The following is a 24,350-nucleotide window of genomic DNA, read 5'->3' on the forward strand; positions in this document are numbered from 1 at the left end:
CCTCCGCGACTATCCGAGTTCCTCCGCTAACGCGGGAGCGGCAAGCTGGCGCCTGATCCTGGACACCTTGGCGGCCGCGTTGATCCCTGTTGCGCCGACGACCACACCGTTCTTGCGATAGGTGAAGAGCGAAGCTTCGCCGTCCCGCCACTCTTCGACCTCCACCGCGTCACCGGCATGTCCGACGTGCTGGATGCGCGCGCCGTGCTGGTCCGACCAAACGAACGGGACGAGGTCGCACATCCGATGTTCGTCGGACGCGAGGTTGCGGGCGACCACCGCCGCCTGCTCGCGGGCGGTCGTCCAGTGCTCGACCCGTGTCGAACACCGGAGCCGGGGATGCCACCAGCGTGCGACGTCTCCGACGGCCCAGACATGAGCCGCACCAACGGCCCGTAATGTGCTGTCGCACTCGACTCCGTCGGATACAGACAGGCTGTCGTCGTGCAGCCATCCGGTGGATGGCTGCACCCCTACTGCGACCACAACCAGGTCGGCCCGCACCGTTCGTCCGTCTGCCAGGACCACAGCCTCGATGCGGCCGCGGGGCGCATACGGCATGGCCGTGCACCCGAGGACGAGCTCGACACCGTGGCGGCGATGAAGATCCGTCAACACCCGACTGGTCTCGGGAGGCAGTACCCTGGCCATGAGCCGCTCAGATACCTCGATGACCGTCACTTGCGCGCCCGCCGCACGGGCGCTCGAAGCGACCTCAGCTCCGATGAACCCCCCGCCGAGAACCACGATCCGCTGCCTGCGCGCCAGCGCCTCGCGAACGACGAGCGCATCAGCCCTCGTCCGCAACGTTGTGACTCCCGAGATCCCCTCGAAGTCGTGCAGCCGTCGAGGCGTTGCGCCGCAGGCGATGACAAGGTCGTCGTAGGACATGCTCCCCGCCGAAGTGTGCAGCACCGCGTGGGTGCTGTCCAGCCCGGCAGCCTCGATTCCCGGCGTGTACTCCACATTCAGATCGGCCAACTCACCGACGGAGGTCAGCGAGATGTCCGGCAGCGGCGTGTCGGTGAGGAACGCTTTGGACAAGGGCGGCTTGTCGTAGGGGCCGCCACTCTCCTTGTCGATGAGTCGGATCGGGCCTTCGTAGCCGCGCGCCCTGAGCGCCTGCACCACACGAACGCCCCCGACCGACGCACCGACGACGACAACGCCGCCGGTCATGGCGCTTCGGCGTGGCCGACGAACTTCCCGAGCACGTCCTGGTTCCGGCCCTCAACCGTGTGACGGCTGAGCCCGAGGGCTTTGAGGACGGGCGCGTCGGTGACGCGGAACAGGTAGCTTTCGGTCGACGCTTCGTGATCGACGGCCGCCCAGGACGGGGCGACGAAGATGTCACCGGGACCCCAGTCGAAGCTCCGGCCGTCGATGACCGTCGTGCCGGAGCCCCGGAAGGCCACAAACACCTGGGACCCGACCTGCCGCTCTGTGACGGTCCGCTGTCCCGGGGCAAGCCGGCTGGCGTGACATCCGAGCGTGGGCATGACGCTGGCGCCGGAGAGCGGGTTCACGTACTCGAGTGAGACCATCGCAGCTCCGCTGTCGCGCGCCAACGACCGCAACGCCTGTTCGGTGTCGGCGAACCGATAGACCAGCAGCGGTGAGTACACGGAGACACCCGAAGACGCAACAGCGGGCACGGTTCCCGGCGCGCGGTAGATCTGCTCGGACAGGTTGTGCCCGCGGACCGGCTGCATCGCCTCTGCCGGATATTCCTCGAAGAAGGTCGCGTCGAGATGGTTGACGAGCGGGAGGTCCAGGCCGTCGAACCACGTCATGGGCGCATCCGACTCGTTCTTGTGGTCGTGCCAGTGCCAGGGCGGGGTCAGCACGAGGTCACCGGCCCTCATGTCGCAGGCGTCGCCGTTGACGGTGGTGAACGTCCCCTCGCCCTCCAGGACGAAGCGAATCGCCCCGGGGGAATGCCTGTGCGCCGGAGCCGACTCGTGGGCACCGAGGTACTGAATCGCCGCCCACAGGGTCGAGGTGATGAAGGGTCGTCCGTCGAGTCCCGGATTCGCGAGTGCGAGAACGCGTCGGTCACCGCCGCGGGAGATAGTGATCAGCTCTGCGCATCGCGCGGCGAGGGGAATCATGTCGACGCGCCGCCACATCCAGGGCACCGCCTTCGGCCGCGGCGCGCGGCTCAGGAGTTGCTTGTTCTGAGTCCACAGCGGCTGGAGATCAAGCCGGTCGAGATCGCTGTACAGCTCCCCGAGTCGCTCGACCGTCTCGGGCGCGGTGCCGGGATCCAGGCTGGTGTCGGTCGGGAAGCGGACCGTGACCGGGATCTCCATGCCGTTCCTCTCAGTGAAATGCTATTCGGTAGGGTGGAATCAATCTCTCACGCTGGCTACAGCTTGTCAACGCGCTCAGCGGCGAAGCGAACGTGCATCGACGACGGGCCGAAGTGAATGCCCTCTTTGATGTGGCCGAACTCGACGTCGCCCTCGAGCCGGAACGGCGGGTAGGAGCACAGCGACTCAAGCAAAGCCTTCAGTTCGGCCCGGGCCAGCGGCGCACCGGCGCATTGGTGAATCCCCCAGCCGAACGCGAGGTGTCCGCGGGCCGGCCGCGACGGGTCGAACTCGGTGCCCGCGGCGTACTCCGCGGGGTCGCGGTTGGCCGCCGCGACGCTGACGACAACCCGTTCGTCGGCGGGGATCTCGACGCCGCCGATATGCACCGGGCACCGGGTCCGGCGCGCGATGTTCTGCGCCGGCGAGCGCAACCGCAACATCTCCTCGACGAAGTACGCCGACTGACTCGGATCCGCCCGAAGGCGCTCCTGCAGGCGCTGATCGGAGGCCAGCAGATACACCAAGGTCGAGATGGAGTTCATGGTCGTGCGGAACCCGGCCACGGCCAGCGTCAACAGGATGTCGACGGCCTCGGCCTCGGTGAGCAGCCCGGCGTCGACCCGCTCCGTGAGCAGCCAGTCCACGTAGTCTCCCGCCGGCGCAGGCCGGGAACGATGGGCGGCGATCTCCGCGTCGAGGAGTGCGCGGATGCGTTGGTCGGCGCTGTGGTGCTGGCCGTCCGTCTGGGACCCGGCCGGCGGGTCGCTCAGCGCCAGGAGAGCTTCCACGGTCTCCCGCGAGATCCCCAGAACGCCGGTCAGGACCCGGAACGGGATCTGGATGGACAGCCCTCTGCGTACTTCGCCACCTCCACGGCGGTAGAACGCGTCGACCGCGGCCGAGACCGTTTCCACGATGAATGGACCGGCGGCGCGCAGCCGGTGTGGCCGCATCGCCTCGACCACGGCGTCGCGGTAGGCGGTGTGCTCGGGCTGGTCGAAGTCGATCGGAATGACCGACGGGGCGTTGCCCTGGGGCAGACGATGGCTCGGCGTCGACGAAAACGCGTCGTGGTCCCGCAGCACCTGTCTGGCCGCGTCGTGTGACGTGACAAGCCAGAATCCGTCATAGTGTGACGAGTGCGTGACCGCGCCCAACGCTCGCAACGACTCGTAGTCCGCCCATACTTGTGGTTCGGAGCGGTTATGGGCGTGGTGGTCAAAATCGAGGGACTGTGTATGCGGTGCGGGCGCTACCGCTCGCTGATCGGGCATTCGGGCCTGCCTCTCATCTCGTATCGAAAAGTTTCAGGGCCGTGATCCGGCCACGATGCCCCCATCGACCAGCAGCGCTGTCCCGGTGCAGTAGGAAGACGCGTCACTGAGGAAGAAGAGGATCGCCTCCGCGACCTCGTCCGGTTCGCCGATTCGACCCAGTGGATGGGCTGCGAACGCCTGCGAGTCGTCGTAGGTCGGGCGGCTGCGTTGCCACTGCGCCACGGTGGCAGCCTGGAGGTTCGTTCGGATCGCACCGGGACTGACGCAGTTGACCCGGATGTTGTGCTGGCCGAGCTCTGCTGCCGCGTCTCGAGTCATCGCGATGATGGCAGCCTTGGTGGCCGCATACGCGAAATGGTAGGGCAGTGCGCGGTAGGCCGCGCCGGACGCGACGTTGACGATCGAGCCGCCGCGGCCGATCATGTGCGGGAACACCGAGTGGATTCCGAGGAACGTCCCAGCCTGGTTGACCGACACGACAGTCTTGTACTGCTCCGGGCTCAATTCCTCCAGACTGGACTGCGGTGCGATACCGAACGAGTTGCTCAGACCGTCGATCCGGGCAAACCGTGCCATCGTCCGGTCCACGAGCATCTCCCAGTCCGCCGGGATCGACACGTCGATGCGGACGAACAGGCTGCGGTCCTCGCCGAGCTCTGCGACGAGCTTGCGTCCGGCGTCCTCGTCGCGGTCGGCGACGACAACATGCGCACCTGCCGCGTCCAGCTTGCGGACCTGGCTTGCACCGATCCCACCCGCGCCGCCGGCAACAATGACAACCTTGTCGCGAAGATCTTCGTACACACGCACTCCTTCATGAGGGTGTCAGGCGTATTCCTTTGCCAGGAACGCCAGGACGTCTTCGTTCCACTGTTGGGCATGCTCAATGTGCGGCATGTGGGCGCAGTTGGAGTAGACCAGCGCCTGACCGTGCGGGAGCCGATCGGCGATCTGCGCCGCGTATCCGCGTTCGCGCAGCGGGTCATCGGCACCCGCGACAAGCAGCGTGGGCACCGTGATCTGCTCGTATGGCACTCGGTCAGGCTGCCCGAACGACGACCGCGCGGGTTCACCCGGTCGGCGCAGGCGCGGCGCCGAACAGGCCTCCCACGCACCAGGCTCAAGACTGGCGGCATGCCGGCGCAGGACGTATTCGTCATCGGACGCCCACCGCGGGTCGTGGAAGATGACTGACACGATCTGGCGCATCGACTCGACAGTGCAGTCGTAGTCCAGAAGCGCCCGCCGGCTGGCGTTGTCAGGCGCGAAACCCCCCGCAGAGCTCAGGACCAGCGCTGCCACGGGGAACACGACGGGATGCTCGGCAGCTACGGCGGACAGGACACCGCCACCCATAGAGCTTCCGATGAAGGCCGCCGACGTGACATCCATGACTTCGAGAAACCGGCGCATGTGCCGTATTCGCCGCGCTCGGCCGCTGACAAAGTCGAAGACCTTGTCTGTACTGCCGAAGCCGAGCCAGTCGGGCGCGAGGACACGATAGCGTGTGGCGAGTGCCGCGATGTTGTGCTCCCAGCACAGCAGCGCTGACGCGCCATACTCGCCGCTGTGCAGCAGAACGACGGTCGGGCCTTCGCCGACGTCGATGTAGGCGGTCCGCACATCGTCGACGACGACGCTGCGATAGCGGTACAGCGGAGTCATGCCAGCTCCCGTGCCAGGTAGTCTTCCCACCACGTGCGTCCGTGCATCGCGGTCTGGTCGAGGCCGCCGCCGACCTGAACGTTCTGCGCTGTTACGTAGCTCGAAGCCGGCAGCAGCAGAAACGCGATCATGTTTGCTACCTCGACGGGCCGTCCCCGGCGAGCGATCGGGATGCGCTTGACGCGCTCCGCGCGCATGGCCTCGTCACCTGGATGGGTGGCGAGGGGGGTCTCGATCTGGCCGGGCGAGACCACGTTGACCCGGATGCCGAACGGGGCCCACTCCACGGCGAGCTGGCGAGACATCGCCTCGAGGCCGCCTTTGCTGGCACCGTACAGGCCGCCGCCCGCGTATGCCTGGGTGCCGGCCAGCGACGATACGTTGACGACAGCCGCATCGTCGCCCTTGCGCAGCAACGGGAACGTCGATCGACAGACGTGCAGCGGACCGAGCAGGTTGACGCGCAATACGCCGAGCATCGCCTCGAGGTCTCCGTCCGCCAATGCGGCGTTGCTGACTGTGCCGGCGACGTTCGCTACGAAATCCACGCCGCCCAGCCACAAGGCGGCCTCGTTGACGGCGCGCTCAACCGCATCGGCGTCGGCGACGTCGACCTGGTACCTGCGGACGTTGTTCGAGGGCACCGGTGTGTTCGCCGCCGCGAGATCGAACGCGGCAACCCGCCCACCGTGGGCACTGATGACGTCGACGACCGCTGCGCCGATCCCCGCGCCGGCACCACCGGTGACAATGCCCCGCCGACCGGCGAAGGCCGTGCTGCTCAGCCACGGTTTGGTCATGGTATTCCTCCTGATCTCGCTAGACGACATCGGCGCGTTGCTCGCTCACTGCTTGCGAGACACCACGATGGCCCGCGCCGGGCAGTCCAGCTCGGCTTCGCGTATCGCGTCCTCGTGCTCGTCCACGGGCGCGCCCTCAACGACGCCGGCTACATTGTCATCCGGGTCGAGCTCGAAGATGGCCGACGCCAACACCACACAGTTGCCGTAGCCGGCGCAAACGTCGCGCTCGACTGTCACCACCAGACCCATTCGTTCACCTCTCATATGCTGTGATGATTTCGCTGACGGCCCGTGCGACCTCCGCCGCGGAGGCGCCCGACAGCCGAGTGGCCAACTCTTGGGCCGCCTCGCCGGCGACGCGCGGATCGCCTCCAGCCAGCTGCTCGATGATGCGCAGACGTCGTTCGTGGCTCGGCTCGGAAATCTCGATCCGGCGCCCGATGCGACCGGGTCTGATGACCGCGGGATCCACCAGGTCCACGCGGTTGGTCGTGGCGACGACAAGTACGCGGCTGCCGCGGCACCGGTCGAGCGCTGCGAGCAGCGCCGCGAGCACGCGCATAGGAGCGTGTTCCTGAGCTCCCTGCGCCCGCGCATACCCGATTGAGTCAAGTTGTTCGATCAGGAGGATTGCCGGTGCGACTCGTCTGGCCCGCTCGAAGACGAGCCGAAGTGCGGCCTCCGACTCGCCGAGCCACTGGTTGAAGACGCTCGCTCCCTCGATGGTCAGCAGAGGAACGTCCAGATGCTCAGCGAGCGCGCCGACCAGCGTGGATTTGCCCTCGCCCGCGGGCCCGAACAACAGCACGCCCTCGGCGGCACCCGCTGGCGAGAACGCTTCGACGGCAGCCCGCTCCAGGAGTGCCTTCTCCTCGTCGAGCCCGACGATGTCCTGCCAGCTCAACGTCGTTGCCGCCGCGTGCGACATGCCGCGAAGGGCTGAGGGCCCGACTCGCTCCAGACCTTCCGCGACGTCGGCCGCGTCCACCGAGATGTCGACATCGAGCCCCTCGCTCCAGTCGGCATGAACCGACTGCGTGCTTACCCGACGGGCCGCTGCGAGTCCGATTTCACGCACGAGATGCATAAGGTCGGCTCCGGTGAGGCCGGCGGTTGCGCTTGCCGCACCCTCCAACGCTCGCTCGGCGGCTTCGGTGAGTGGCATCTCGCGGGTATGCACCGCGAGAATCTCGCGTCGCCCTTGTTCATCCGGCACGTCGAGGCGGATCTCCACGTCCAGGCGGCCGGGTCGACGGAACGCCTCGTCGATGGAGTCCGGACGGTTACTCGTGCCGAGTACAACAACGCCGTCGACTTGGTCCAGGCCATCCATCAGCGACAGCAGCTGGGTCGCCACCCGCACGTCGCCCTGGGAGGCCATGGCGTCGCGGCGCACGGCCACGGCGTCGAGCTCATCGATGACGATCATGGCTGGTGCGTGATGGGATGCGTTGCTGAACAGCGTTCGGAGGTTGGCCTCCGTCTCTCCGGAGAAGCCACCGACCAGGTCGACCGCGGCCACTTGGAACACCTCGGCATTCAGCTCGGCGGCGACCGCGCGGCACAGCAAGGTCTTTCCGACGCCGGGCGGACCGCACAGCAGCACGCCTTTGGTGGGCCGGATGCCGATCGCGCGGTACAGACCGGGTGCGACCAGTGGCAGCTCGAGCAGTTCGCGAACCCGTGCGATCTCTTGGTGCAGGCCCCCGACGTCGGCCAGGCTCTGCTTGCGGCGGCCGACGTCAGGGTCCGGTTCGCCGAAGGTTACCTCCGTAGCATCGGTGATCCGGCCCACACGAATGTCGGAGTCGGACACCCGTAGGACCACACCGCCGCCGCCACCGTACGTTTCAACGAAGAGGCTCGACCCCACGCTGATCGGTGCGCGAGCCGCCCGGAGCCGGTCGACGACCCGTTGACCGAGGCGATGGAACAGGTGAAAGGCCGGCACCAGCTGCACCTTGGCGGCGGTCACCGCACCGACCGGGCCGACCGTGACCACGTCGCCCGGCCGCACGCCGAGCCCACTCCAGAGCAGACTGCCGAGCCGGACCACATTGCCCTCGCCGAGGGCTCCGGAGACGTCACGAACAACCGCAACGACCGGCGCCGCGGTTCGGCCGCGGATCCATACCGCGTCGCCTTCTCCCAACGTCGCGTCGCGGGCGAGATCGGAGGAGATCCCGACCTCGGTCGGTGCGAGGCGCCGACCGACCAGCGGCCGGGCGACAGAGGCGTGGGAGTGCTTGCCGCCCGGGTCGCCATCGACCGCGTGATCGTGGTTGTGGTGGTGGTCTTGCTCGGTCACGCCGGCGCCCCACCCGCGTTTGCCGCCGCATACTCGGGCGCCGGCTCGATCACGCGGACCTCTGCTCCGAGGAACGGCCCTAACGACGAGTCCAGGTTGACCATGGCCACCATGAGGCGGACCGTGGTGGTGCCCGTGTTCACGTGTTGGAACGTCACACCTGCAGCACGCGCCGGGATGCCGATCACGTCGGTGGCCTCCCAGGCGTGCTGCCGACCGTCGAGGTCGGTATAGCCCTGACCGCTAAGGACATAGTGGACGATCCCACCCTGGTGTGCGATGCGCCCTGACCACGATCCGGCGGGAATCTCCAGCTCGAATTGGTAGAGCGCGTGCGAAACCGGGCCATCCAGTTCGGGGTGCGTGTACCAGCGCACCCGCCCCAACGGCGTGAGCTCGACCGGGCAGGTCTCGCGCTCGATGACCGCCGTGGCCCTGCGGACCCGCTCGACCTCGCTGGCCCCGCGTTCGATGTAGTCGTCCCACAACGACGTCTTGGCCATGTCAGGCCTCCTTCCAGTCGGGGTGCACCTCGCGCTGCTCGAGCTGGCTTCCCGTGACGTACATGAACGGCTCGTAGATGATCGCCAGCCACAGGCTCGACTCGTCCGGGTCCTCGTTGAAATGCTGGTGTTCGCATCCCCCGGGCATGACGGGAAGGATGACGAGATCGCCCTCCTTCCAGTTGAACCGCTCTCCATTGACAACCGTGTAGCCCCGGCCACGCAGGATGTACAGGCCGAGACCGCCCTGATGGATGTGTTTGCCGGTGTGGGTGTGGATGTCGTTGACGAACACGAGCCAGTCCTTGATGGCCGTCTGGTCGCGCCCGACCGCGTACAGGTAGAACTTGACGCGCCCCTGGCGTCCGAGCTGCCATGGCAGCTCGGACCCCTTCATGACGATTTGGCCGTTCTCGGCGTCATCCTGTCGCTTCTCCAGCCGCGCGAGAAACTCGTGATACAGGTTGATGCCTGACGGGTCGCGCTCCTGGACGCGCTCGGCCACTCTCTCCGCCATGCGGACCTTCCCTTCGCTGCTCGTACGCCGTAGCGTCCGGTTGATGTGTCTTGACGACGCGACGTGGGTCAGCGTGCGTCGTCGCCGCGCCGGTATTCCCGCGTCAGGTCGTCGAGGCGCTTGAGGAGCTCCGGGTCCAGGACAACGTCGATCGCCGCCAGCACATCGGTCAGCTGCTCGATGCGGCTGACGCCGACGATCGGTGCGCAGACGACCGGATTGTGCATGACCCACGCGATGGCCATCGTCGAGAGCGACAAACCCGCGTCGGCGGCAACGGGGCGCAGTGCGTCGATCGTGGCGAACTCCCGTTCGTGCCAGTAGCGGTCGCGGTATCCCGCGCCGACCTTGCCCAACGTGAACCGGCTGCCCTCGGTGGCCTGTTCACGGCTGTGTTTGCCGCTCAACAGGCCGCCGGCGAGGGGGTTGTACGGAATGACCGCGACCTCCTCCTGCGCGCACAACGGAAACAGCTCGCGCTCCACCTGACGGAACAGCAGGTTGTAGCGGGGCTGCACCGTGTCGAGCCGAACCAAGTCCCGCACCTCACTTCGGCCGATCGCCCGCGCCACCTGGTAGGCGTAGAAGTTCGAACACCCGACGTAGAGCACCTTGCCGGCACGGACCAGCGCGTCGAGCGCCTCCAAGGTTTCGTCGATCGGCGTGTCCGGGTCAGGGCGATGCAGCTGGAGCACGTCAACGTAGTCGGTCTGCAGGCGTCGCAGCGAGCCTTCGACGGCGGTGCGGATGCTGCGCCGTGAGGAACCCTGCTGCCATGGCAACGGGCCGATGTCTGACGAGCACTTGGTGGCCAGCACGACCTCGTCACGCCGGCCTGGTAGCCACGTGCCGATGATTTCCTCTGTGCGGCCCCGGCCCGACAGCCCCATGTCTCGCCCGAGCGGGTAGACGTTGGCTGTGTCTATGAAGTTGATGCCGCCCTCGACCGCCTTGTCGAGAATGTGATGTGACTGCTTCTCGTCGCATTGCAGGCCGAACGTGAGCGTACCGAGACACAATTGCGAGACCTTCAGACCGGTGCGGCCGAGAGGGACGAGTCTCATGTCTGTACTCCCCCGCTCTGCTACGTCAGGGTCGGATACCGGCGAGCAGGCCGCCGTCGACGAGGTACGAGTTGCCGGTGCAGTAGGACGCGGCGTCGGAGAGAAGGAACACGGCCATGTTGGCCACTTCCTCCGGCTCGCCGATACGGCCGAGCGGGTGCCGATCGAACGCATGCTCGCGGTCATAGGACGGTCTCGTCCTCGCCCAGGCGGTTGTCGTCGCGGTGTTGAGCTCGCTGCGCGTTCCGCCCGGACAGATCGCGTTGACGCGAATGCCGTAGGCCCCCAACTCGACACCGGCGTCTCGGGACATCGCGACTACTGCGGCTTTGCTCGCCGAGTAGGCGAACAGGTAGGGCTGTGCGCGGTAGGCGGCGCCGGATGAGACGTTGACGATTGACCCGCTGCGCTGCTGCTTCATCGGTGTCAGCACCGCTTTGATGCCGAGAAAGACCGCTGTCTGGTTGACCGCGATCAACCGCATGTACTCCTCGTAGCTCAGGTCGGCGAAGGTCGACTGCGGTGCGATGCCGAATGAGTTGCTCAGCATGTCGACCCGGCCGAACCGTGACACGGCGGTCGAGACGACGTCGGTCCAGTCCTGCTCGCTCGACGCGTCGGCGTGCACGAACACGCAACCGGATCCCAGCTCTGCCACCAGGGACTGGCCGGCGGCGTCGTTGAGGTCGGCGACGACCACTTTCGCACCGAGCCGGACCAGCAGGCGGACTTGGCTCGCCCCGATGGCGCCTGCCCCTCCGGCCACTATCCCGACTTTGCCGCTCAGGTCCTCGAACATCGGCTCACGGCTCAATCGGGGCGCTGACGAGATCCGCATGGCCCGTGAAGCGCTGGTTCCACCAGTCGCACACCTGGTCGTAGTTGCAGACCCAAACATCGGAGAAGGAGTGGACGTACTCCAGGAACTCCTCCAGAACGACCGAGAAGTCGGGCCGTCCGCTGACGAACGGATGAGTGCCGTAGTTGAACAGCAGTGGCCGGACTTCCGCTCGCTGTCGGTACGCGTCGAACGTCTCGCGAAGATGCTGGATGCCGGCCTTGACCGACTGGATGTTGCGGGTGAACAGCGGGAAGTCGTTCACGTTGCCGACCATGCGGTAGGGGATTTCGAGGATGGTCTGCTCGCCGCTGGAGAGGAAGTACGGCAACTCGTCATCCTGCAGGTCACAGTGGTAGTCAAAACCCATTTCCATCAGCAGTTCGATGGTTTCGCGGGTGCAGACGGCGCCAGGGCCGACCCAGCCGCGGGTCTTCGTGCCCGTGACCTTGGCGATGAGGTCGACGGTGCGCTGGATACTCTCGCGCTGCCCTTCGCGGGTCAACGTGTTGAGCGGCGCGCCCTCGCTGTACGCGTGCCCGCCGAGATGGTGGCCTGCCTCGACGAGGTCGCGCAACACCTGTTCGTGCTGCTCCACGGCGGTGCCGTTCGTCCACAGCGTTACCTTCATGTTGAAGCGCTCGAATATTTCGGCCAGCCGGTACAGGCCCACGTTGTACCCGTACGACACTGCGGTGCGGGAGCTGAGTGGCTGCAGAGACTGACCAAAATCCAGCGTTCCAGGCGTGTGGAAGCTCTCCGCCGTAGGCCACACCCATTCCTCGGGAGCGGTGTAGACCAGCACTGCCATCTTGGCGCCGTTGGGCCACGCCTGCAGTCCTCTTCGGTCGCGGAACGGGATCCGGGTGCCGATCAGTTCCCGGCCGGCGTCTCCTGCGTCTGGCATGTCTGCACTCCGTTCATCGAGTCGCGGTGCCTATGCCTTCACCAGCGAATGGTTGAGTTCAGAAAGTCGCGGTGCAACCTCGCGGGCGTAGAGTTCGAGCGAGTTCACCGTCTCCTCGTGCCCGAGGCGGCCGGCCTGCCCCATCATCATCAGGTTTCCGAAGCCACCCACCTCGGCGTAGAAGCGGGTCATCTGCGCCACCACGTCGTCGGGTGTGCCCGCGAAGGCCATGCCGTTCTCCACGAGCCACTCCGCCGGCTTGCCTCGGGCAGCACCTGGGCCCGACTTCGGCGGACCCGAACGGGCCGCGCTGAGGAACGCCTGCGGCGGCACATAACCCGGCGGCTGCGCGATGTGGCGCGCGACTTTTCCCGAGTCGAAGTACCACTGCATCGTCCGCAGCCGCTCCATCCCGGCCTCGGTGCTGTCGGCGACTGCGACAAGGGCCGCGTAGGCCAGACGGTCGTCCGGGGTCTCCGACACCCCGAATGTCTCCTGATAGGTTTTGCGATAGGCCCCGAACAACGCTTTCGTGTGCTCGAAACCTCCGACGAAGGTGCCGACGACGTAGCCGTGCCGTGCGATTCGAGCCATGCTGCCGACGGTGCTCGTCGTCATCCAAATCGGCGGGTGTGGCTGCTGGTACGGTCGCGGCCAGATGTTGACGTTGCGGTAGTGCCACGTCCCTTCCCAGTTGAACGGGCCGTCATGGCTCGTCCATGCCTTGAGGATGAGGTCGTGCGCCTCCCACAGTCGTTCGCTGATGCCGATTGTCGGGGCGTTGGCGGGCAGAACCTCGTATGGCTGTCCTTTGACGAATCCGACGTTGAGCCGACCGAACGAGATCGTGTCGACGACTGCCATCTCCTCCGCGATCCGGATCGGGTCTCGACGCATCGGCAACGGGTTGCCGAGCACCGTGATGCGCGCGTTCTTGGTGATGCGGGCCAGGATCGCCGATGAGATGGCGACCGAGGGATGTAGACACGTCGGGGTCTGGTGGTGCTCGTTCGTCATCAGATTGAGGCCCAGCTCGTCGGCGACCTGCCACTCGTCGAAGTAGCGCTGGTAGAGTTTCGCGCCGAGCACGGGGTCGAAGGCGCGGTTCGGCAGGGTGGCTCGAATCGAATCGTAGGTCTCTTCGGCAGGAAGATACGGATACGGGTTTTCGCTGAAGTAGTAGGTTTCCATCGAGATCCTTCAGATTGCGCGGGAATGTGATGCTCGGCTCGAGAGGCGTCAGCCAAGGAAGCTGGTCAAGGCATCCCGAGCGCCGTCTGGGTTCTCGATCACGGGGTAGTGCCCACCGTCCACAGTGCACAGTTGCGCGTCGGGGACCAGATAGGCGAAGTCCCGGTAGTAGCCCTCCCGGACGAAGCGGTCGCTCGAACCGACCACGAACAACGTCGGCACGTTGATGCGATAGAGCCGATGCCGCAGCGAGGTGTCGTGCAGGTAGGGCTCCCAGCCGTAGCGGACGAGGGCCTCGCGCGTCGCCGCCCGCTCGAGGATGTCGTCGTCGGAGAGATCGGTGCCGGAGAACGGCGCCTTCGTCGGGTCGGCGAAGGCCAGCTGGTTGACTTCCTGGTCGGGCAGTGCGAAGACGTCGATGAAGTCCCGCTCGCTCGGCGGAGTCAGCTTGACGCCGATCGGGCCGATGACCGCGAGCTTCCTGATCCGGTGCCCGTACATCGTCGCGATGTGCAGGGCAATCCAGCCACCGAGCGAGCTACCGACCAGGTCGACCTGCACTCCTGGCGGAAGCTCGTCAAGATAGGACAGGTAGCCGAACGCGATGTCGAGCACGCTGTGCGCGCTCTGGTCGACCGCATGCGCGCCGAAGCCTGGGTGGTGACCGACCGCGACCACGCTCGTCCGGCTCAGCGCGTCAACGAACGGTTGCTCGACGCGCGGCCCGTGCTCAGCGTGCAGATATAGAACGTTGGCCATGCCCGGACCGGTGGCCTCGACGTGGAATCGGCTGGTTACGGGGGACGTCATGGCCGAACCATATTCCTGGTAGCCGCATAGCGCAACACTATTCCTCCTAGCGGTACGGCTGATTCGTCTCTTCGGCTACGGCCAAGCCTCTGCTTCGCACCTCATCCGCGGCGCTGCGCTCGAAGCGATGTATCCGGACACCTCGCACGCCGATCAGCTTGAGCACATCCGCGGCCACGCCGTAGGTCAGCGCTGTCGCCGACTGATGGACCATGGAGGCCGCGGAGTCAGCGGGTGGGGACAATGCGCCAGTCGGCCCGGCCGTCGGCGGGGTGACGGCCGCATAGCGCGCCATGTCGGCGTGGAACTGATGCTCCGCGTCGGAGACCCGGCCCACACGGTGACGCGCACTGCCAACATAAACGAGGACTCCCCGGCCCGCGGCGGACAACGCCGCGAGGTCGTCGCGCAGCATCTGCCCGCACGCACAGTCGGCCGAGCCGAACACGTCGCCGCTGACGCATTCACGATGCACGTAGACAGGCACATCGCGACCATCGTCAAGGTCGCCGAAGACGTACGCCCGATGATCGGTGGCACCGCGAAGATCTGCCACGAGCACCTCGAGGCACTTGCCGGCAGCCAGACAACGTTCATATCGAGCGACAACGGCCAGCGAGGCCTGGCGACGCTCGGCGATGACATCGTCGACCGACACCCGCGCGAGCCCCTGGGTGCGGCACAGTTCGTCCAGCACGGCTTCGTCGGCGAGCCGGCCGGTATCGGTGACCACCTCGCCCAGCATTGCCACCGGCGCGAGCCCGGCAGCCCGCGCGAGGTCGGCTGCGGCCTCCGCGAACCCGGGACGTTCCAGCACGCCTCCGGCGGCGATGCATAGCGGCACCAGGTGCCCTGGGCGACGCAGATCATCCGGTGCGCTGGTGGGCGAGGCCAGCACGCGAGCAGTCCGGGCCCGGTCGGCGGCACTGATTCCGGTATCTATGCCGTGCGAGGCGTCAACGGTCACCGTGAACAGGCGGGACGGAGGGTGGGCGTCCGGAACCACCATCATCGGCAGATCCAGCCGGTACGCAATGTCCTGCGTCAGCGCGACACGGAGAAACCCGGAGGTGTGACGGACCATCAAGGCCACGCCGCCCGGTGTGGCGCATTCCGCCGCCAGCATCAGGTAGCCGCGGTCGACCCTGCTCGCGGCCTCGAGCACGACACACTCGCCGGCGGCTACCCGCTGGGCCGCCAGACGAGCGCGCTCCTCAGCCGTCCCACTCGACATCGAGACGCTCGAGGAAACGCTGGACGGAATTGGGGCGGTAGGACGGCGTGAACCCGGGCTGGAGACGCAGGCTCGGCAGTCGTTGGGTCAGGACCTCGAACGCCACCCGCGCCTCGAGCCTGGCAAGCGGGGCGCCGACGCAGAAGTGCACGCCCCGTCCGAAGGAGAGATGCGGTGAGTCGAAGGCACGGTCCGGGTCGAACTCGGACGGGTGGTCAAACACAGCTGGGTCACGGTTGGCCGACCCGACGACCACCGAGAGCCGCTGCCCTGCGGCGATGGTACGTCCGCCGAGCTCAGCGTCCGCGGCCGCCTTACGCCAGATGCTGTGCGCCGGGGACTCGAAGCGCAGACCTTCCTCGACCACGGCCGGGATGACGCTCGGATCGTCGATCATGCGCTGCCAAATGGACGGGCTCCGCAGGACCTGCAGCATCGTGAGGGAGATCAGGTTCATGGACGTCTCGTGACCGGCTGAGAGAAGTCCCAGCAGCAGGCCTACCGCCTCACCGTCGGTCAGCGGCGCGTCCCCGCCGATGTCGAGGTTCACCAGGCGCGAAACGACATCATCGCCGCTGCCGGTGCGGGCGCGTTGCACCGTCTCGGCCAGGAACCGCTGAAAGTCGACGTATCCACGCGCCGCGACCAGGTGCTCCTCAAGCGTGAACGTGCCCCAGAACATGCTCATCGCATGCGTCGTCCACTCGTGGATCTGCGCGCCTGACGCGCCGGAGATGCCGAACAGGTCGAGTACGACTTCGAGCGGCAGGCGGTAGGCGAAGGCATTGACGAAGTCGGCACGCCCGTCCGCGGGCAGTTCGTCCACGAGCCGGTCGGCAAGACGACGGATCTTCGGCTCAAGCGCCGCGATGTAGCGCGGCGTCAGCACGCTGACAAGGAATCGGCGGATCCGGTCATGGTCCTCGCCGTCGCGGGTAACCGTGGGCCGGATCTCACTGGCCGGGATACCCTCTGCGAGAATCTCGGCTACGGGTGGCGGCGGTGGCGTCACCGGTGCCGTAGCGCCCTGGTTCACGAACGTGGTGGGATCGGCGAACACCGACCGGGCCGTCCGGTAGTCGGTGACGACCCAGGCGTTGAGCGAATCGCTCCACATGACCGGGCACGTTGAGCGCGCCTGCTCCCAGACGGCGTGAGGGTTGTTCGCATGGTCGCGGTCGAAAGGGTTGTAGTCACGGGGTAGGTCGGTTCTCGGGACGCTCATATGCTTCTCTCATTCATGCAAATAGTCGGCGGCTTACTCCGGCGCACGGTCGAACTCGGGAAACAACCGGACGGCGTTCCCGCGGTTGATCGCTGTGGCATCGTCCGCGCTGACACTCTTGTCGAGAAGATCGGTGAAGTGCTCGGCCGAGGTCCCTGGCGCATAGGGCCAGTCGCTGCCGAAGAGAACCCTGTCGGCGCCGGCGAACTCGCGCAACATCGAGAGGGATAAACCGCCCCCGGTAAGTGCTGTGTCGAAGTAGAAGCTGCGCAACCCTGCCATCATCGCTTCCGGGTCCTGTGCCTGACCGGGTTCAGCGGGCTGTACCCGTGCGATCCGCTCGGCCACGTAGGGCACAAAGCCTCCACCGTGGGAGAGGATGATCCTCAAGTTCTTGTACCGCCGGGGCACACCGGCACGCACCAGGTTGATGGCGGCCCGGGTCGTGTCGAGCAGGAAGTCGACGACGAACGGCGGGATTCCCGGAACCAGCTCGGCCGGCGGCATTGTGGGATGGACGAACAGCACGCTTCCCCGCCGGTCAAGTTCCTGCAGCAGTGGGTCGTAGACCGGGTCGCCGAGGTAGTGCCCCGCGGTGTTGGTGAGCAGGACGATGCCGCTGGCTCCAAGCTGGTCAAGGCAACGTTCCGCCTCGGCCAAGCTGGCGTCGACATCGGGGAAGGGCACGACGCCGAAGAAGCCGAACCGTCCCGGGAAATCACGCTTCAGTGCGGCTGCGAAGTCGTTGATGTCCACCGCCAACGACCGAGCGTCGCTCACGCTGCTCAGATAGATCCCGGGACGCGAGACGGAGACGATCGCCGTCGAAATCGCGAGTCGGTCAAGTGTCTGCAGAGCCGCCTGCGGCGACCAGGTCGGCCGGGGCGTGTCTCGACTCTCCAGATATCCGATCCTGTCCAAATAGGATGCCCAGACCGGCGGGATGAAGTGCTGATGGGTGTCTATCCGACCGTGGTTGTTCTGGGATGTCGCCATGGCTACTCCGTTGCTTCGTCGTTGAACCCGGAAGGCATGGTCATAGCCGACGCAGGACTGTAGGCGGCGGTGGTTCGGGCCCATTTCCGGCGCCGCGGGTCGCCGATCCGGTCGCGTGCCGGCTCGTGGTCACCCCGACCGACAGTGTCCCGATGCCCGACAAGTCCAGGTCGATCATGTCGCCGGCCACGATCGGGCCGACCCCGGCAGGTGTTCCGGTCGTGATGATGTCACCAGGAGACAGCGTCATCACCGTCGAGGCGTACGCCACGAGCTTGGGCACGTCCCAGATAAGGTCAGCTGTGTTGGCCTCCTGCCTGACGCCACCCGACACCGCGCACACGAGCGATACGTTCGACGGCGCGCCGAACTCGTCCGCCGTCACGATCCACGGCCCCATGGGGGTGAAGGTGTCGAATGACTTGCGGGTGGAGCGGTCCTCGCCGCCTCGCATCGTGATGTCGAGCAGGCCGGTGTAGCCGAAGACGTAGTCGAGTGCCTGTTGCGGCGGCACGTGGCTCGCTGTCCGGCCGATGATCAGCGCGAGCTCGCCCTCCTGATCGAACCGGCGGTCATGGTAAGGCAGCTCGATGCTCGCGCCCGGACCGATGAGCGACGACGGCGCCTTCAGGAAGACGCCAAGATCCGCGACCGTCGAGGTGACTTCCATCTCGACGCGGTGGTCCGCGTAGTTCACGGGCGCTGCAATGATCTTGGTTGGGTCGGGCACGGGTGCGTCGAGTCGGCATTCGGCAAGCGGCCGCGGCGCCTCGTCCCGGTAGGCGCGTATCGCGGGCACGAGCGCGTCCCAATGCGCGATGAGAAAGCGCATTGCGCTGGACTCGCCGCGAGTCCACCCGTGTTCGGCCAGGAGATCGTCGAGCCTGTGTACACGTTCGTCGATGACAAGACCGACCGACGTGCCGGCGTAGCTGACAAGTTTCATGCGCGGCTCGTGCTCGGTGCGGGGACCGTGAGGCCAGGGACGACGACGGAGTCTCGGCGCGAACCTCCGGCGTAGAGCCAGTCGACGTAGCGGAAGTCCGTCGGCGGCAACGATGAGAGCAAAGCATTGCGCAGCAGAGCGAGCAGCCCGTCACCGTGCACGATCTCACCGACGCGCCTGGCCCACAGCTGCGCCTTGCTCGCCCGCTCGATGCGCTCGCGTTCGTAGTAGGCGATCGCCGCGCCCAGATCGTTGTCGTGAAGTTGGATGCCGCGGCCTAGAGCCGCTGCGTCTTCGAGTGCTTGGCATCCGCCTTGGGCGAGGTACTGCAGCATCGGATGGGCAGCGTCACCGACCAGGGTTATCGGACCGCGCGTCCACGTCGTGGCCGGCCTGCGGTCAAACAAAGGCCACCGCACGTCCCGGTTGAGCAAGCTCGCCGACGTCCGGACTCGCTCGATCATCCTGTCGAATCGCAGGTCCAGCTCTCCTGGCGTCCCCCAGTCCCGGCTCATCGGGTCAGCCTCGGAGTCGAAGCGGTCGCTGGTGAACACACCAACCTGATTGAACAGGTTGCCGCGACGCACCGGGTACTGCACCAGATGCATTTTCGGTCCGATCCACCAGGTCATGGTTGCCCGCTCGGCACTCGCGTTCGGAACGAGGTCGATCGGAACGGCGCCCCGGTAGGCCACGTCGCCGGTGCAGCGCGGCGGGCCGTCCCGCAGCACGAAACCACGCACGACCGACCAGAGTCCGTCCGCGCCGACCACGAGCGGGGCTTCGTACACCGAGCCGTCGGCGCACTCCACCCGGCCCCGACCATCGACAATGGTCACGTCGATCGCGGTCTTTCCCGTCTCCAACGTGATGAGGTCGGAACGAGCCTGACATCCTTCCACGAGGGCCGCGAGCAGGTCGCCCCGGTGCGTCACGACATAGGGCTGGCCGTAGCGGCGCCGGAACTCCGACCCGAAGTCGAGTTCGGCGATCCGTTCGCCGGTCAGGGCGTCCATCAGCAGGGCGCACTCCGGGTAGACGACGTCCTGCAACGCTCGATCCAGAACGCCGAGTTCGGCCAGCACGTGCAGCGCGTTCGGCGCGAGCTGGATCCCCGCACCGATCTCACCGAACTCGGGCGCCTTCTCGATCACGTGGACCGGCCGTCCACGCGAGCTGAGTGCCAACGCCGTGGACAGACCGCCGATGCCGCCTCCGACGACGAGCACCGGCGTCGATATGCTTCTGCTCACTTTCCAACCCGATCTACCTCGAGGCCTGTGCCTGCGGTTGACATCACGCCGCCTTCAGACGGCGCAGGGCGGACTGGCCCAGCAGTTGCGCCTGCAGCGCCTGCGGTTGGTCGCGCAGCCCGCGAACAGCCCGCCACTCCCGTCGAACGATGCCTCGGAGGTGTCGATCGCGACTCAGCGTCGACGTCCTCATACAGCGAGACCAGCTGCGCGAGGGTCTCGGACGAGGTGTCGGGGTCCAGCTCCGTCGTGGCGGGGAACCGGACGTCAGGTGGACGTCCAAGGTAGTGTTCCTCTCTACGGATCAGTCTTCGACGTAGCGGAATCGACTATGCCAGTGTTCACATGTACTGTCAACGCACGCGACGCCGGCGAAACAGCCGTCGGGTTGCCCGGCACGGGCACACGCCGAAGACGCGGGACCACCGTTGCAGCTCACCCCGGGTACACGTCACGCAGTCCATCGCAGACAATCCGGCAACATTGGCAACTGACTATTCTTGGACTGGATCCACGATGACCAGAGAATCGACGCCGAGCTCGGTGGACAACGCGCTGCGTGTGCTACTGCTGTTCCAGACACGCCAACTCCTCAGGGTTGCCGACGTGGCCGACGACCTCAGCGTCGCCCGCTCCACGGCGCACCGATTGCTGGTTGCGCTCGTCAACCGGGGATTTGCCACGCAAGACCCGACCACGCGTGCATACACCTTGGGCCCGGTGCTCATGGACATCGGCATTTCAGCGGTCGCCACGCTGGACATTCGGGCCGTGGCGAAGGAGCCGATGACGTCGCTCGCGGAGGCGCTCAACGAGACTGTGTCGTTGGTCGTCCTCGAAGGCGCAAACGCGCGCTTCCTCGACTCGATCGAAAGTACACATGCCCTGCGGGTGGGCTCTCGCAACGGCCAGTTGCTGCCCGCCCACTGTGTCTCCGGCGGCAAGGCACTCCTGAGCCGGCTCAGCCCCAGCCAGCTAGACACCCTGTACCCGGCGGAAGATCTCGCGACCGTTACCCCCAACTCGATCAAGACCAAGTCGAACCTGCTGGCCGAGCTTGACCAAATTCGAAGGGTTGGGTACGCCGTCAACGCCGCCGAGAGCGAGCAGGGCGTATCTGCCGTGGCAGTGCTCTTCGAGGCCGGCGGGTCCAGGGCCGCCATCTCGGTTGCGGCGCCGACGTCCCGGGTTTCGGCCCGGGACCTCGACAAGGTCGGACGAACGATGGTCAAGGTGCTGCAGCACGGTTGACCGAGCCGGACTCGCCAGACCCACGCCGGCAGCGATCCACGGATCGTGGCTAAGGCAGCGAGCCGATCTCGACGGTAAGGCGCTCCAGGTACCGCTGGGAGGCATTCGGCTTGAAGTGGGGGACGAAGCCTTCCGCGAGTCGAATCCCTGGCGCCCCGCTGACGAGCGACTCGAAGGCGGCTTTGCCTTCGATCCGCGCAAGCCCGGCGCCGATGCAGTAGTGGATGCCTCGACCGAACGCGAGGTGCGGATGTTCCGGTCCGCGGTGTACGTCGAGAACGTCGGCGGAAGGGAATACGTCCGGGTCGCGGTTGGCCGCGGGCAGCAAGACCTGGACGCGCGCCCCAGCGGGGATCTCCTTGCCGTGCAGCGTGACTGCCCTGCTTGTGCGACGCCAGATTCCGGCAGGTGACTCGAGCCGCAGTCCTTCCTCCACCAAACCGGGAATCAGCGCAGGGTTCGCGCACACACTTCGCCACACCTCTTGGTGCTCGAGAAGCCGCCACAATGTAAGGCTGAGGAAGTTGGTCGTCGTCTCGTGTCCAGCGGCGATCAGCCCCATCATCTGGCCGACGATCTCTGTATCCGTCAGCGGTCGCTCATCAGGCATGCGCAGCTGGGTGAACGCCGAGACGACATCACCGATGGGCTCGGCCCTGCGACGCCGGATCAGGTCGACGAGGTAGTTCTGGAAGTCGACGTAGTCCTGCGCGGCCCGGACATGGTCCTGGGGGTCGAGCCGGCTCCACTGCAGCGCCATCTTCTGCGTACTCCAGTGGTGCAGTCGTTCGCCGTCCTCTTCGGGGATGCCGAGCAGCTGTGTGATCAACGCCAACGGAAGTCGGTACGCGAAGTCGGCAACGAAGTCGCCGCCCCCCTGCTCAACCATCGGCGCGAGCAGGTCGTCGGCGATCTGCCGGGCGCGCGGGGCAAGACCGCCGATGCGGCGTGGCGTGAGGATTGCCGCGAGGAACTTCCTGATCCGGGCGTGCTCAGGCCCGTCAAGGTCCTGTGTGGACCTCAGCTCGTCGCGAGGCAGCCCGGTCGCGAGCACGTCGCTCACCTCGCGCGGCGGTGTTGCTAACGATCGAGTCGATCCCTCGTTGCGGAAGGTTTCGGTGTCGGCGATGATGCGAGTCGCATCCGCGTAGCGCGTCACCACCCACGCATTGATGGCATCGCTCCATAACACAGGGGCCTCGTCCCGCATCGCGCTCCACACCGGATACGGGTGGTCGCGCTGCGGCAGGCTGAAGGGGTCGTAGTTCAGGTGCGGCACCGCATCCGAGGGTTTATCGACAGCCATGCGTGAACCTCCGTTCCGCCGGTTCGCGGCGCTGCGCACCGCGAACCGGCCATGCGTGACGCCGAGCCGCTAGCTCGTACGCCAACGATCCATGTACTTCTCCACCCGAGCCACGATCGTCGTAGCGAGCAGGCCAAGAGCGGAGATCACCACGACCTCGACGAAGAGGCGATCCGTATTGAGGTTCGCCGCCGAGGTCACCACGACGAATCCGAGGCCCTTCGTGGACGCGATGTACTCGGCCAAGACCACGCCCAGCCACGCCTGCCCGATGCCGAGCCGCATGCCGGAACTGATCGCCGGCACCGCGGCCGGGAGCACGACCGTCCGCAGCACCCGCAGGTCCGACGAGCCGTAGGACCGCGACATGGCCACCAAGGACCGCTCAAGCGTGACGACGCCGGCTCGGGCACTCGTGATGATGGGAACGATCGCGCTGATGACGACTACCCAGACCTTCGATGCCGTGCCGATGCCGAACCAGATCACGAACAGCGGCGCGATCGCGATGCGGGGAGCGATATTGAGGAATATCAGCACCGGGTTCGACACTGCGTCGATGATCCGGTACCAGCCCATCAGCAGGCCGACCGGGACACCGACCGCAACGGAGATGCCGAAGCCGTACAGGAACTCCTTACCGCTTACGGCAAGGTCGCCCCAGCCGGTACCCCCCGGCTTGAAGTAGTCGACCAGTGACAGCCAGACGAGGCGCGGCGAGCTGCTGAACGCCTTGTTGGCAATGTTGGTGTCCGCGAGCAGCTGCCACGCAGCGAGCAGCACGATGACTGTTACGGAGCCGAGAATGACTCGGTCGTTGCGCTGGTAAGACCGACGCAGCCAGCTCCGCCAGGGTGCTTCCGGCGGGGTCGGGCTTGCGCTCTCCCGAGCGGTGGGTGCAGTCTGAGTCGCCATGCTGTCTGTCCGTATCTAACTGCTCGTCAGGAGCGTGTTGTCGATCACGGTGGCAGGATCGAAGGTGCCGAACTGGTAGATCCCAGCCGACTCCAGCGCCGACATGATGATCTTTGCCTCTTCCGGCTTGAACGGGAGTATGGCGTAGGCCTGCATGTTCTGCTTGACCTGCTCCGTGGCCGCCTCGGGAGTCTGGCTCGCGGCCTTGGCCAGGAGCGCACCTGCAGCTTCCGGGTCGCTCTTCACCTTGTTGATCGCGTCACCGACGCACCGCAACATCCCACTGACGGCCTGTCGGTTGGCCTGAAGGAACTTGGTGTTCACGCTGAAGACCGAGAAGCCCAGGGGGTCGACATTGGGATGGCCATCGAGCTTCGCAATCTCATGGACGCCCGCCTTGGCCGCCACCTCTGGCAGGGGCGGGTTGTAGATGAACGCCTGGATCGCGCCGGAGGCGGCGAGGCCCACGAGAGCGTTGGACGAGCCGGCGTAAGTGATCTCGACGTCGCTCCCCACCGTCATGCCGTTGTCTTTGAAGGTCTGGCGTAGCACCAGGTCGGCCAGAGATCCCTTGGTTGACGCACCGACGGTCTTGCCCTTGAGGCCGGCGATCGAGTTGATCTCCTTGCCTCCGTAGAGGTGCAGGGGAACTGTGGGGATCCGGCCCAATGCGGTCGTGCTACCGGGCTGTTTGGCCGCTGTCTGGAGGAACTCCGCGCTCACGACCATGTCGACTTGGCCCGAGACCAGTGCCGGCGAGGCGACCGGTGTCTGCAGGATCGTGAGGACCGGCTTGACGCCGTACTGCGCGCACATTCCTGGATCGTTGGCGATCAGCATCTCCGGCGCATAGGGCGGAACCGCGCCGGTGTATGCGAAGTTCACGGTGACCAGGTTGCCTGCAACCGAGTCACCGGTCGCGGAACCGGAGTCTGAGCCGCACGCGGCCAGCACAAGTGGCGCTACCACCGCCAGCAGTGCCGCTTTCGTATTTCGAGCCATCCGGCGCCTGGGCGGGGCCGTGCC

General features: G+C 66.3%; 24 protein-coding genes. 1 reads left to right on the plus strand and 23 read right to left on the minus strand.

The window, feature by feature from the left end; all coding sequences use genetic code 11:
• Window positions 1-9 precede the first annotated feature (9 nt).
• The 20 genes from Dfulv_RS34415 to Dfulv_RS34510 form a co-directional block, all read right to left on the minus strand.
• Window positions 10-1,179 (minus strand): NAD(P)/FAD-dependent oxidoreductase, encoded by a 1,170-nt coding sequence (locus Dfulv_RS34415; RefSeq protein WP_259857986.1) that lies wholly within the window; start codon window positions 1,177-1,179, stop codon window positions 10-12.
• Complete coding sequence (locus Dfulv_RS34420; protein ID WP_259857987.1) at window positions 1,176-2,312, minus strand: cupin domain-containing protein; 1,137 nt, start codon at window positions 2,310-2,312, stop codon at window positions 1,176-1,178. The genes Dfulv_RS34415 and Dfulv_RS34420 overlap by 4 nt, the downstream gene beginning before the upstream one ends.
• Window positions 2,313-2,368: 56 nt before the next feature.
• Window positions 2,369-3,400 (minus strand): cytochrome P450, encoded by a 1,032-nt coding sequence (locus Dfulv_RS34425; protein WP_259857988.1) that lies wholly within the window; start codon window positions 3,398-3,400, stop codon window positions 2,369-2,371.
• 222 nt (window positions 3,401-3,622) lie between these two features.
• On the minus strand, window positions 3,623-4,396 hold the full coding sequence (locus Dfulv_RS34430) for an SDR family NAD(P)-dependent oxidoreductase (RefSeq protein ID WP_259857989.1): 774 nt from the start codon (window positions 4,394-4,396) through the stop codon (window positions 3,623-3,625).
• Window positions 4,397-4,417: 21 nt separating this feature from the next.
• Window positions 4,418-5,257, minus strand: coding sequence for an alpha/beta fold hydrolase (locus Dfulv_RS34435; RefSeq protein WP_259857990.1), 840 nt, complete (start codon window positions 5,255-5,257; stop codon window positions 4,418-4,420).
• Window positions 5,254-6,057 (minus strand): SDR family NAD(P)-dependent oxidoreductase, encoded by an 804-nt coding sequence (locus Dfulv_RS34440; protein ID WP_259857991.1) that lies wholly within the window; start codon window positions 6,055-6,057, stop codon window positions 5,254-5,256. The genes Dfulv_RS34435 and Dfulv_RS34440 overlap by 4 nt, the downstream gene beginning before the upstream one ends.
• Window positions 6,058-6,102: 45 nt before the next feature.
• Window positions 6,103-6,309, minus strand: coding sequence for a ferredoxin (locus Dfulv_RS34445; RefSeq protein WP_259857992.1), 207 nt, complete (start codon window positions 6,307-6,309; stop codon window positions 6,103-6,105).
• Window positions 6,310-6,313: 4 nt separating this feature from the next.
• Window positions 6,314-8,368 (minus strand): AAA family ATPase, encoded by a 2,055-nt coding sequence (locus Dfulv_RS34450; protein WP_259857993.1) that lies wholly within the window; start codon window positions 8,366-8,368, stop codon window positions 6,314-6,316.
• Window positions 8,365-8,871 (minus strand): cupin domain-containing protein, encoded by a 507-nt coding sequence (locus tag Dfulv_RS34455; protein WP_259857994.1) that lies wholly within the window; start codon window positions 8,869-8,871, stop codon window positions 8,365-8,367. Before Dfulv_RS34455 ends, Dfulv_RS34450 begins: the two co-directional genes overlap by 4 nt.
• Before the next feature lies 1 nt (window position 8,872).
• Complete coding sequence (locus Dfulv_RS34460) at window positions 8,873-9,376, minus strand: cupin domain-containing protein (protein ID WP_259857995.1); 504 nt, start codon at window positions 9,374-9,376, stop codon at window positions 8,873-8,875.
• 80 nt (window positions 9,377-9,456) lie between these two features.
• Window positions 9,457-10,452 (minus strand): aldo/keto reductase, encoded by a 996-nt coding sequence (locus Dfulv_RS34465; RefSeq protein WP_259857996.1) that lies wholly within the window; start codon window positions 10,450-10,452, stop codon window positions 9,457-9,459.
• A gap of 25 nt (window positions 10,453-10,477) precedes the next feature.
• The gene (locus Dfulv_RS34470) at window positions 10,478-11,218 is read right to left on the minus strand and encodes an SDR family NAD(P)-dependent oxidoreductase (RefSeq protein WP_259857997.1); all 741 of its coding nucleotides are present in this window, start codon (window positions 11,216-11,218) and stop codon (window positions 10,478-10,480) included.
• 37 nt (window positions 11,219-11,255) lie between these two features.
• On the minus strand, window positions 11,256-12,101 hold the full coding sequence (locus tag Dfulv_RS34475) for a polysaccharide deacetylase family protein (RefSeq protein ID WP_259857998.1): 846 nt from the start codon (window positions 12,099-12,101) through the stop codon (window positions 11,256-11,258).
• Window positions 12,102-12,227: 126 nt separating this feature from the next.
• Window positions 12,228-13,388 carry an LLM class flavin-dependent oxidoreductase gene (locus Dfulv_RS34480; RefSeq protein WP_259857999.1) on the minus strand — a complete coding sequence of 387 codons (1,161 nt, stop codon included), beginning with the start codon at window positions 13,386-13,388 and terminating at the stop codon, window positions 12,228-12,230.
• A 48-nt stretch (window positions 13,389-13,436) separates the two neighbouring features.
• Window positions 13,437-14,198 (minus strand): alpha/beta fold hydrolase, encoded by a 762-nt coding sequence (locus Dfulv_RS34485; RefSeq protein ID WP_259858000.1) that lies wholly within the window; start codon window positions 14,196-14,198, stop codon window positions 13,437-13,439.
• Between the two features lie 46 nt (window positions 14,199-14,244).
• Window positions 14,245-15,363: a 3,4-dihydroxy-2-butanone-4-phosphate synthase gene (locus tag Dfulv_RS34490; RefSeq protein WP_259858001.1), complete on the minus strand. Its 1,119-nt coding sequence runs from the start codon at window positions 15,361-15,363 to the stop codon at window positions 14,245-14,247.
• 49 nt (window positions 15,364-15,412) lie between these two features.
• Window positions 15,413-16,492, minus strand: coding sequence for a cytochrome P450 (locus Dfulv_RS34495; protein ID WP_259858002.1), 1,080 nt, complete (start codon window positions 16,490-16,492; stop codon window positions 15,413-15,415).
• Between the two features lie 198 nt (window positions 16,493-16,690).
• Entirely contained in the window at window positions 16,691-17,653 is a 963-nt protein-coding gene (locus tag Dfulv_RS34500) for an amidohydrolase family protein (protein WP_259858003.1), read from the minus strand.
• A 40-nt stretch (window positions 17,654-17,693) separates the two neighbouring features.
• Entirely contained in the window at window positions 17,694-18,599 is a 906-nt protein-coding gene (locus Dfulv_RS34505) for a fumarylacetoacetate hydrolase family protein (RefSeq protein WP_259858004.1), read from the minus strand.
• Window positions 18,596-19,828 carry an FAD-dependent monooxygenase gene (locus tag Dfulv_RS34510; protein ID WP_259858005.1) on the minus strand — a complete coding sequence of 411 codons (1,233 nt, stop codon included), beginning with the start codon at window positions 19,826-19,828 and terminating at the stop codon, window positions 18,596-18,598. Before Dfulv_RS34510 ends, Dfulv_RS34505 begins: the two co-directional genes overlap by 4 nt.
• Before the next feature lie 540 nt (window positions 19,829-20,368).
• Here Dfulv_RS34510 and Dfulv_RS34515 point away from each other — a divergent pair.
• On the plus strand, window positions 20,369-21,103 hold the full coding sequence (locus tag Dfulv_RS34515) for an IclR family transcriptional regulator (protein WP_259858006.1): 735 nt from the start codon (window positions 20,369-20,371) through the stop codon (window positions 21,101-21,103).
• A 49-nt stretch (window positions 21,104-21,152) separates the two neighbouring features.
• On the opposite strand, the gene Dfulv_RS34520 is transcribed toward Dfulv_RS34515, so the two are convergent.
• From Dfulv_RS34520 to Dfulv_RS34530, 3 genes are all read right to left on the minus strand, one after another.
• The gene (locus tag Dfulv_RS34520) at window positions 21,153-22,409 is read right to left on the minus strand and encodes a cytochrome P450 (protein ID WP_259858007.1); all 1,257 of its coding nucleotides are present in this window, start codon (window positions 22,407-22,409) and stop codon (window positions 21,153-21,155) included.
• A gap of 69 nt (window positions 22,410-22,478) precedes the next feature.
• Window positions 22,479-23,192 carry an ABC transporter permease gene (locus Dfulv_RS34525; protein ID WP_259858008.1) on the minus strand — a complete coding sequence of 238 codons (714 nt, stop codon included), beginning with the start codon at window positions 23,190-23,192 and terminating at the stop codon, window positions 22,479-22,481.
• 147 nt (window positions 23,193-23,339) lie between these two features.
• Window positions 23,340-24,209 (minus strand): ABC transporter substrate-binding protein, encoded by an 870-nt coding sequence (locus Dfulv_RS34530; protein WP_259858009.1) that lies wholly within the window; start codon window positions 24,207-24,209, stop codon window positions 23,340-23,342.
• Window positions 24,210-24,350: the final 141 nt, after the last annotated feature.

This window comes from Dactylosporangium fulvum (assembly GCF_025137375.1).
Classification (GTDB): domain Bacteria; phylum Actinomycetota; class Actinomycetes; order Mycobacteriales; family Micromonosporaceae; genus Dactylosporangium; species Dactylosporangium fulvum.

Coding starts and splice junctions, on each gene's coding strand:
- Dfulv_RS34415 (WP_259857986.1), bottom strand. CDS start 1,179: ATGACCGGCGGCGTTGTCGTCGTCGGTGCGTCGGTCGGGGGCGTTCGT.
- Dfulv_RS34420 (WP_259857987.1), bottom strand. CDS start 2,312: ATGGAGATCCCGGTCACGGTCCGCTTCCCGACCGACACCAGCCTGGAT.
- Dfulv_RS34435 (WP_259857990.1), bottom strand. CDS start 5,257: ATGACTCCGCTGTACCGCTATCGCAGCGTCGTCGTCGACGATGTGCGG.
- Dfulv_RS34440 (WP_259857991.1), bottom strand. CDS start 6,057: ATGACCAAACCGTGGCTGAGCAGCACGGCCTTCGCCGGTCGGCGGGGC.
- Dfulv_RS34445 (WP_259857992.1), bottom strand. CDS start 6,309: ATGGGTCTGGTGGTGACAGTCGAGCGCGACGTTTGCGCCGGCTACGGC.
- Dfulv_RS34455 (WP_259857994.1), bottom strand. CDS start 8,871: ATGGCCAAGACGTCGTTGTGGGACGACTACATCGAACGCGGGGCCAGC.
- Dfulv_RS34465 (WP_259857996.1), bottom strand. CDS start 10,452: ATGAGACTCGTCCCTCTCGGCCGCACCGGTCTGAAGGTCTCGCAATTG.
- Dfulv_RS34475 (WP_259857998.1), bottom strand. CDS start 12,101: ATGGCAGTGCTGGTCTACACCGCTCCCGAGGAATGGGTGTGGCCTACG.
- Dfulv_RS34480 (WP_259857999.1), bottom strand. CDS start 13,388: ATGGAAACCTACTACTTCAGCGAAAACCCGTATCCGTATCTTCCTGCC.
- Dfulv_RS34485 (WP_259858000.1), bottom strand. CDS start 14,198: ATGACGTCCCCCGTAACCAGCCGATTCCACGTCGAGGCCACCGGTCCG.
- Dfulv_RS34500 (WP_259858003.1), bottom strand. CDS start 17,653: ATGGCGACATCCCAGAACAACCACGGTCGGATAGACACCCATCAGCAC.
- Dfulv_RS34505 (WP_259858004.1), bottom strand. CDS start 18,599: ATGAAACTTGTCAGCTACGCCGGCACGTCGGTCGGTCTTGTCATCGAC.
- Dfulv_RS34515 (WP_259858006.1), top strand. CDS start 20,369: ATGACCAGAGAATCGACGCCGAGCTCGGTGGACAACGCGCTGCGTGTG.
- Dfulv_RS34520 (WP_259858007.1), bottom strand. CDS start 22,409: ATGGCTGTCGATAAACCCTCGGATGCGGTGCCGCACCTGAACTACGAC.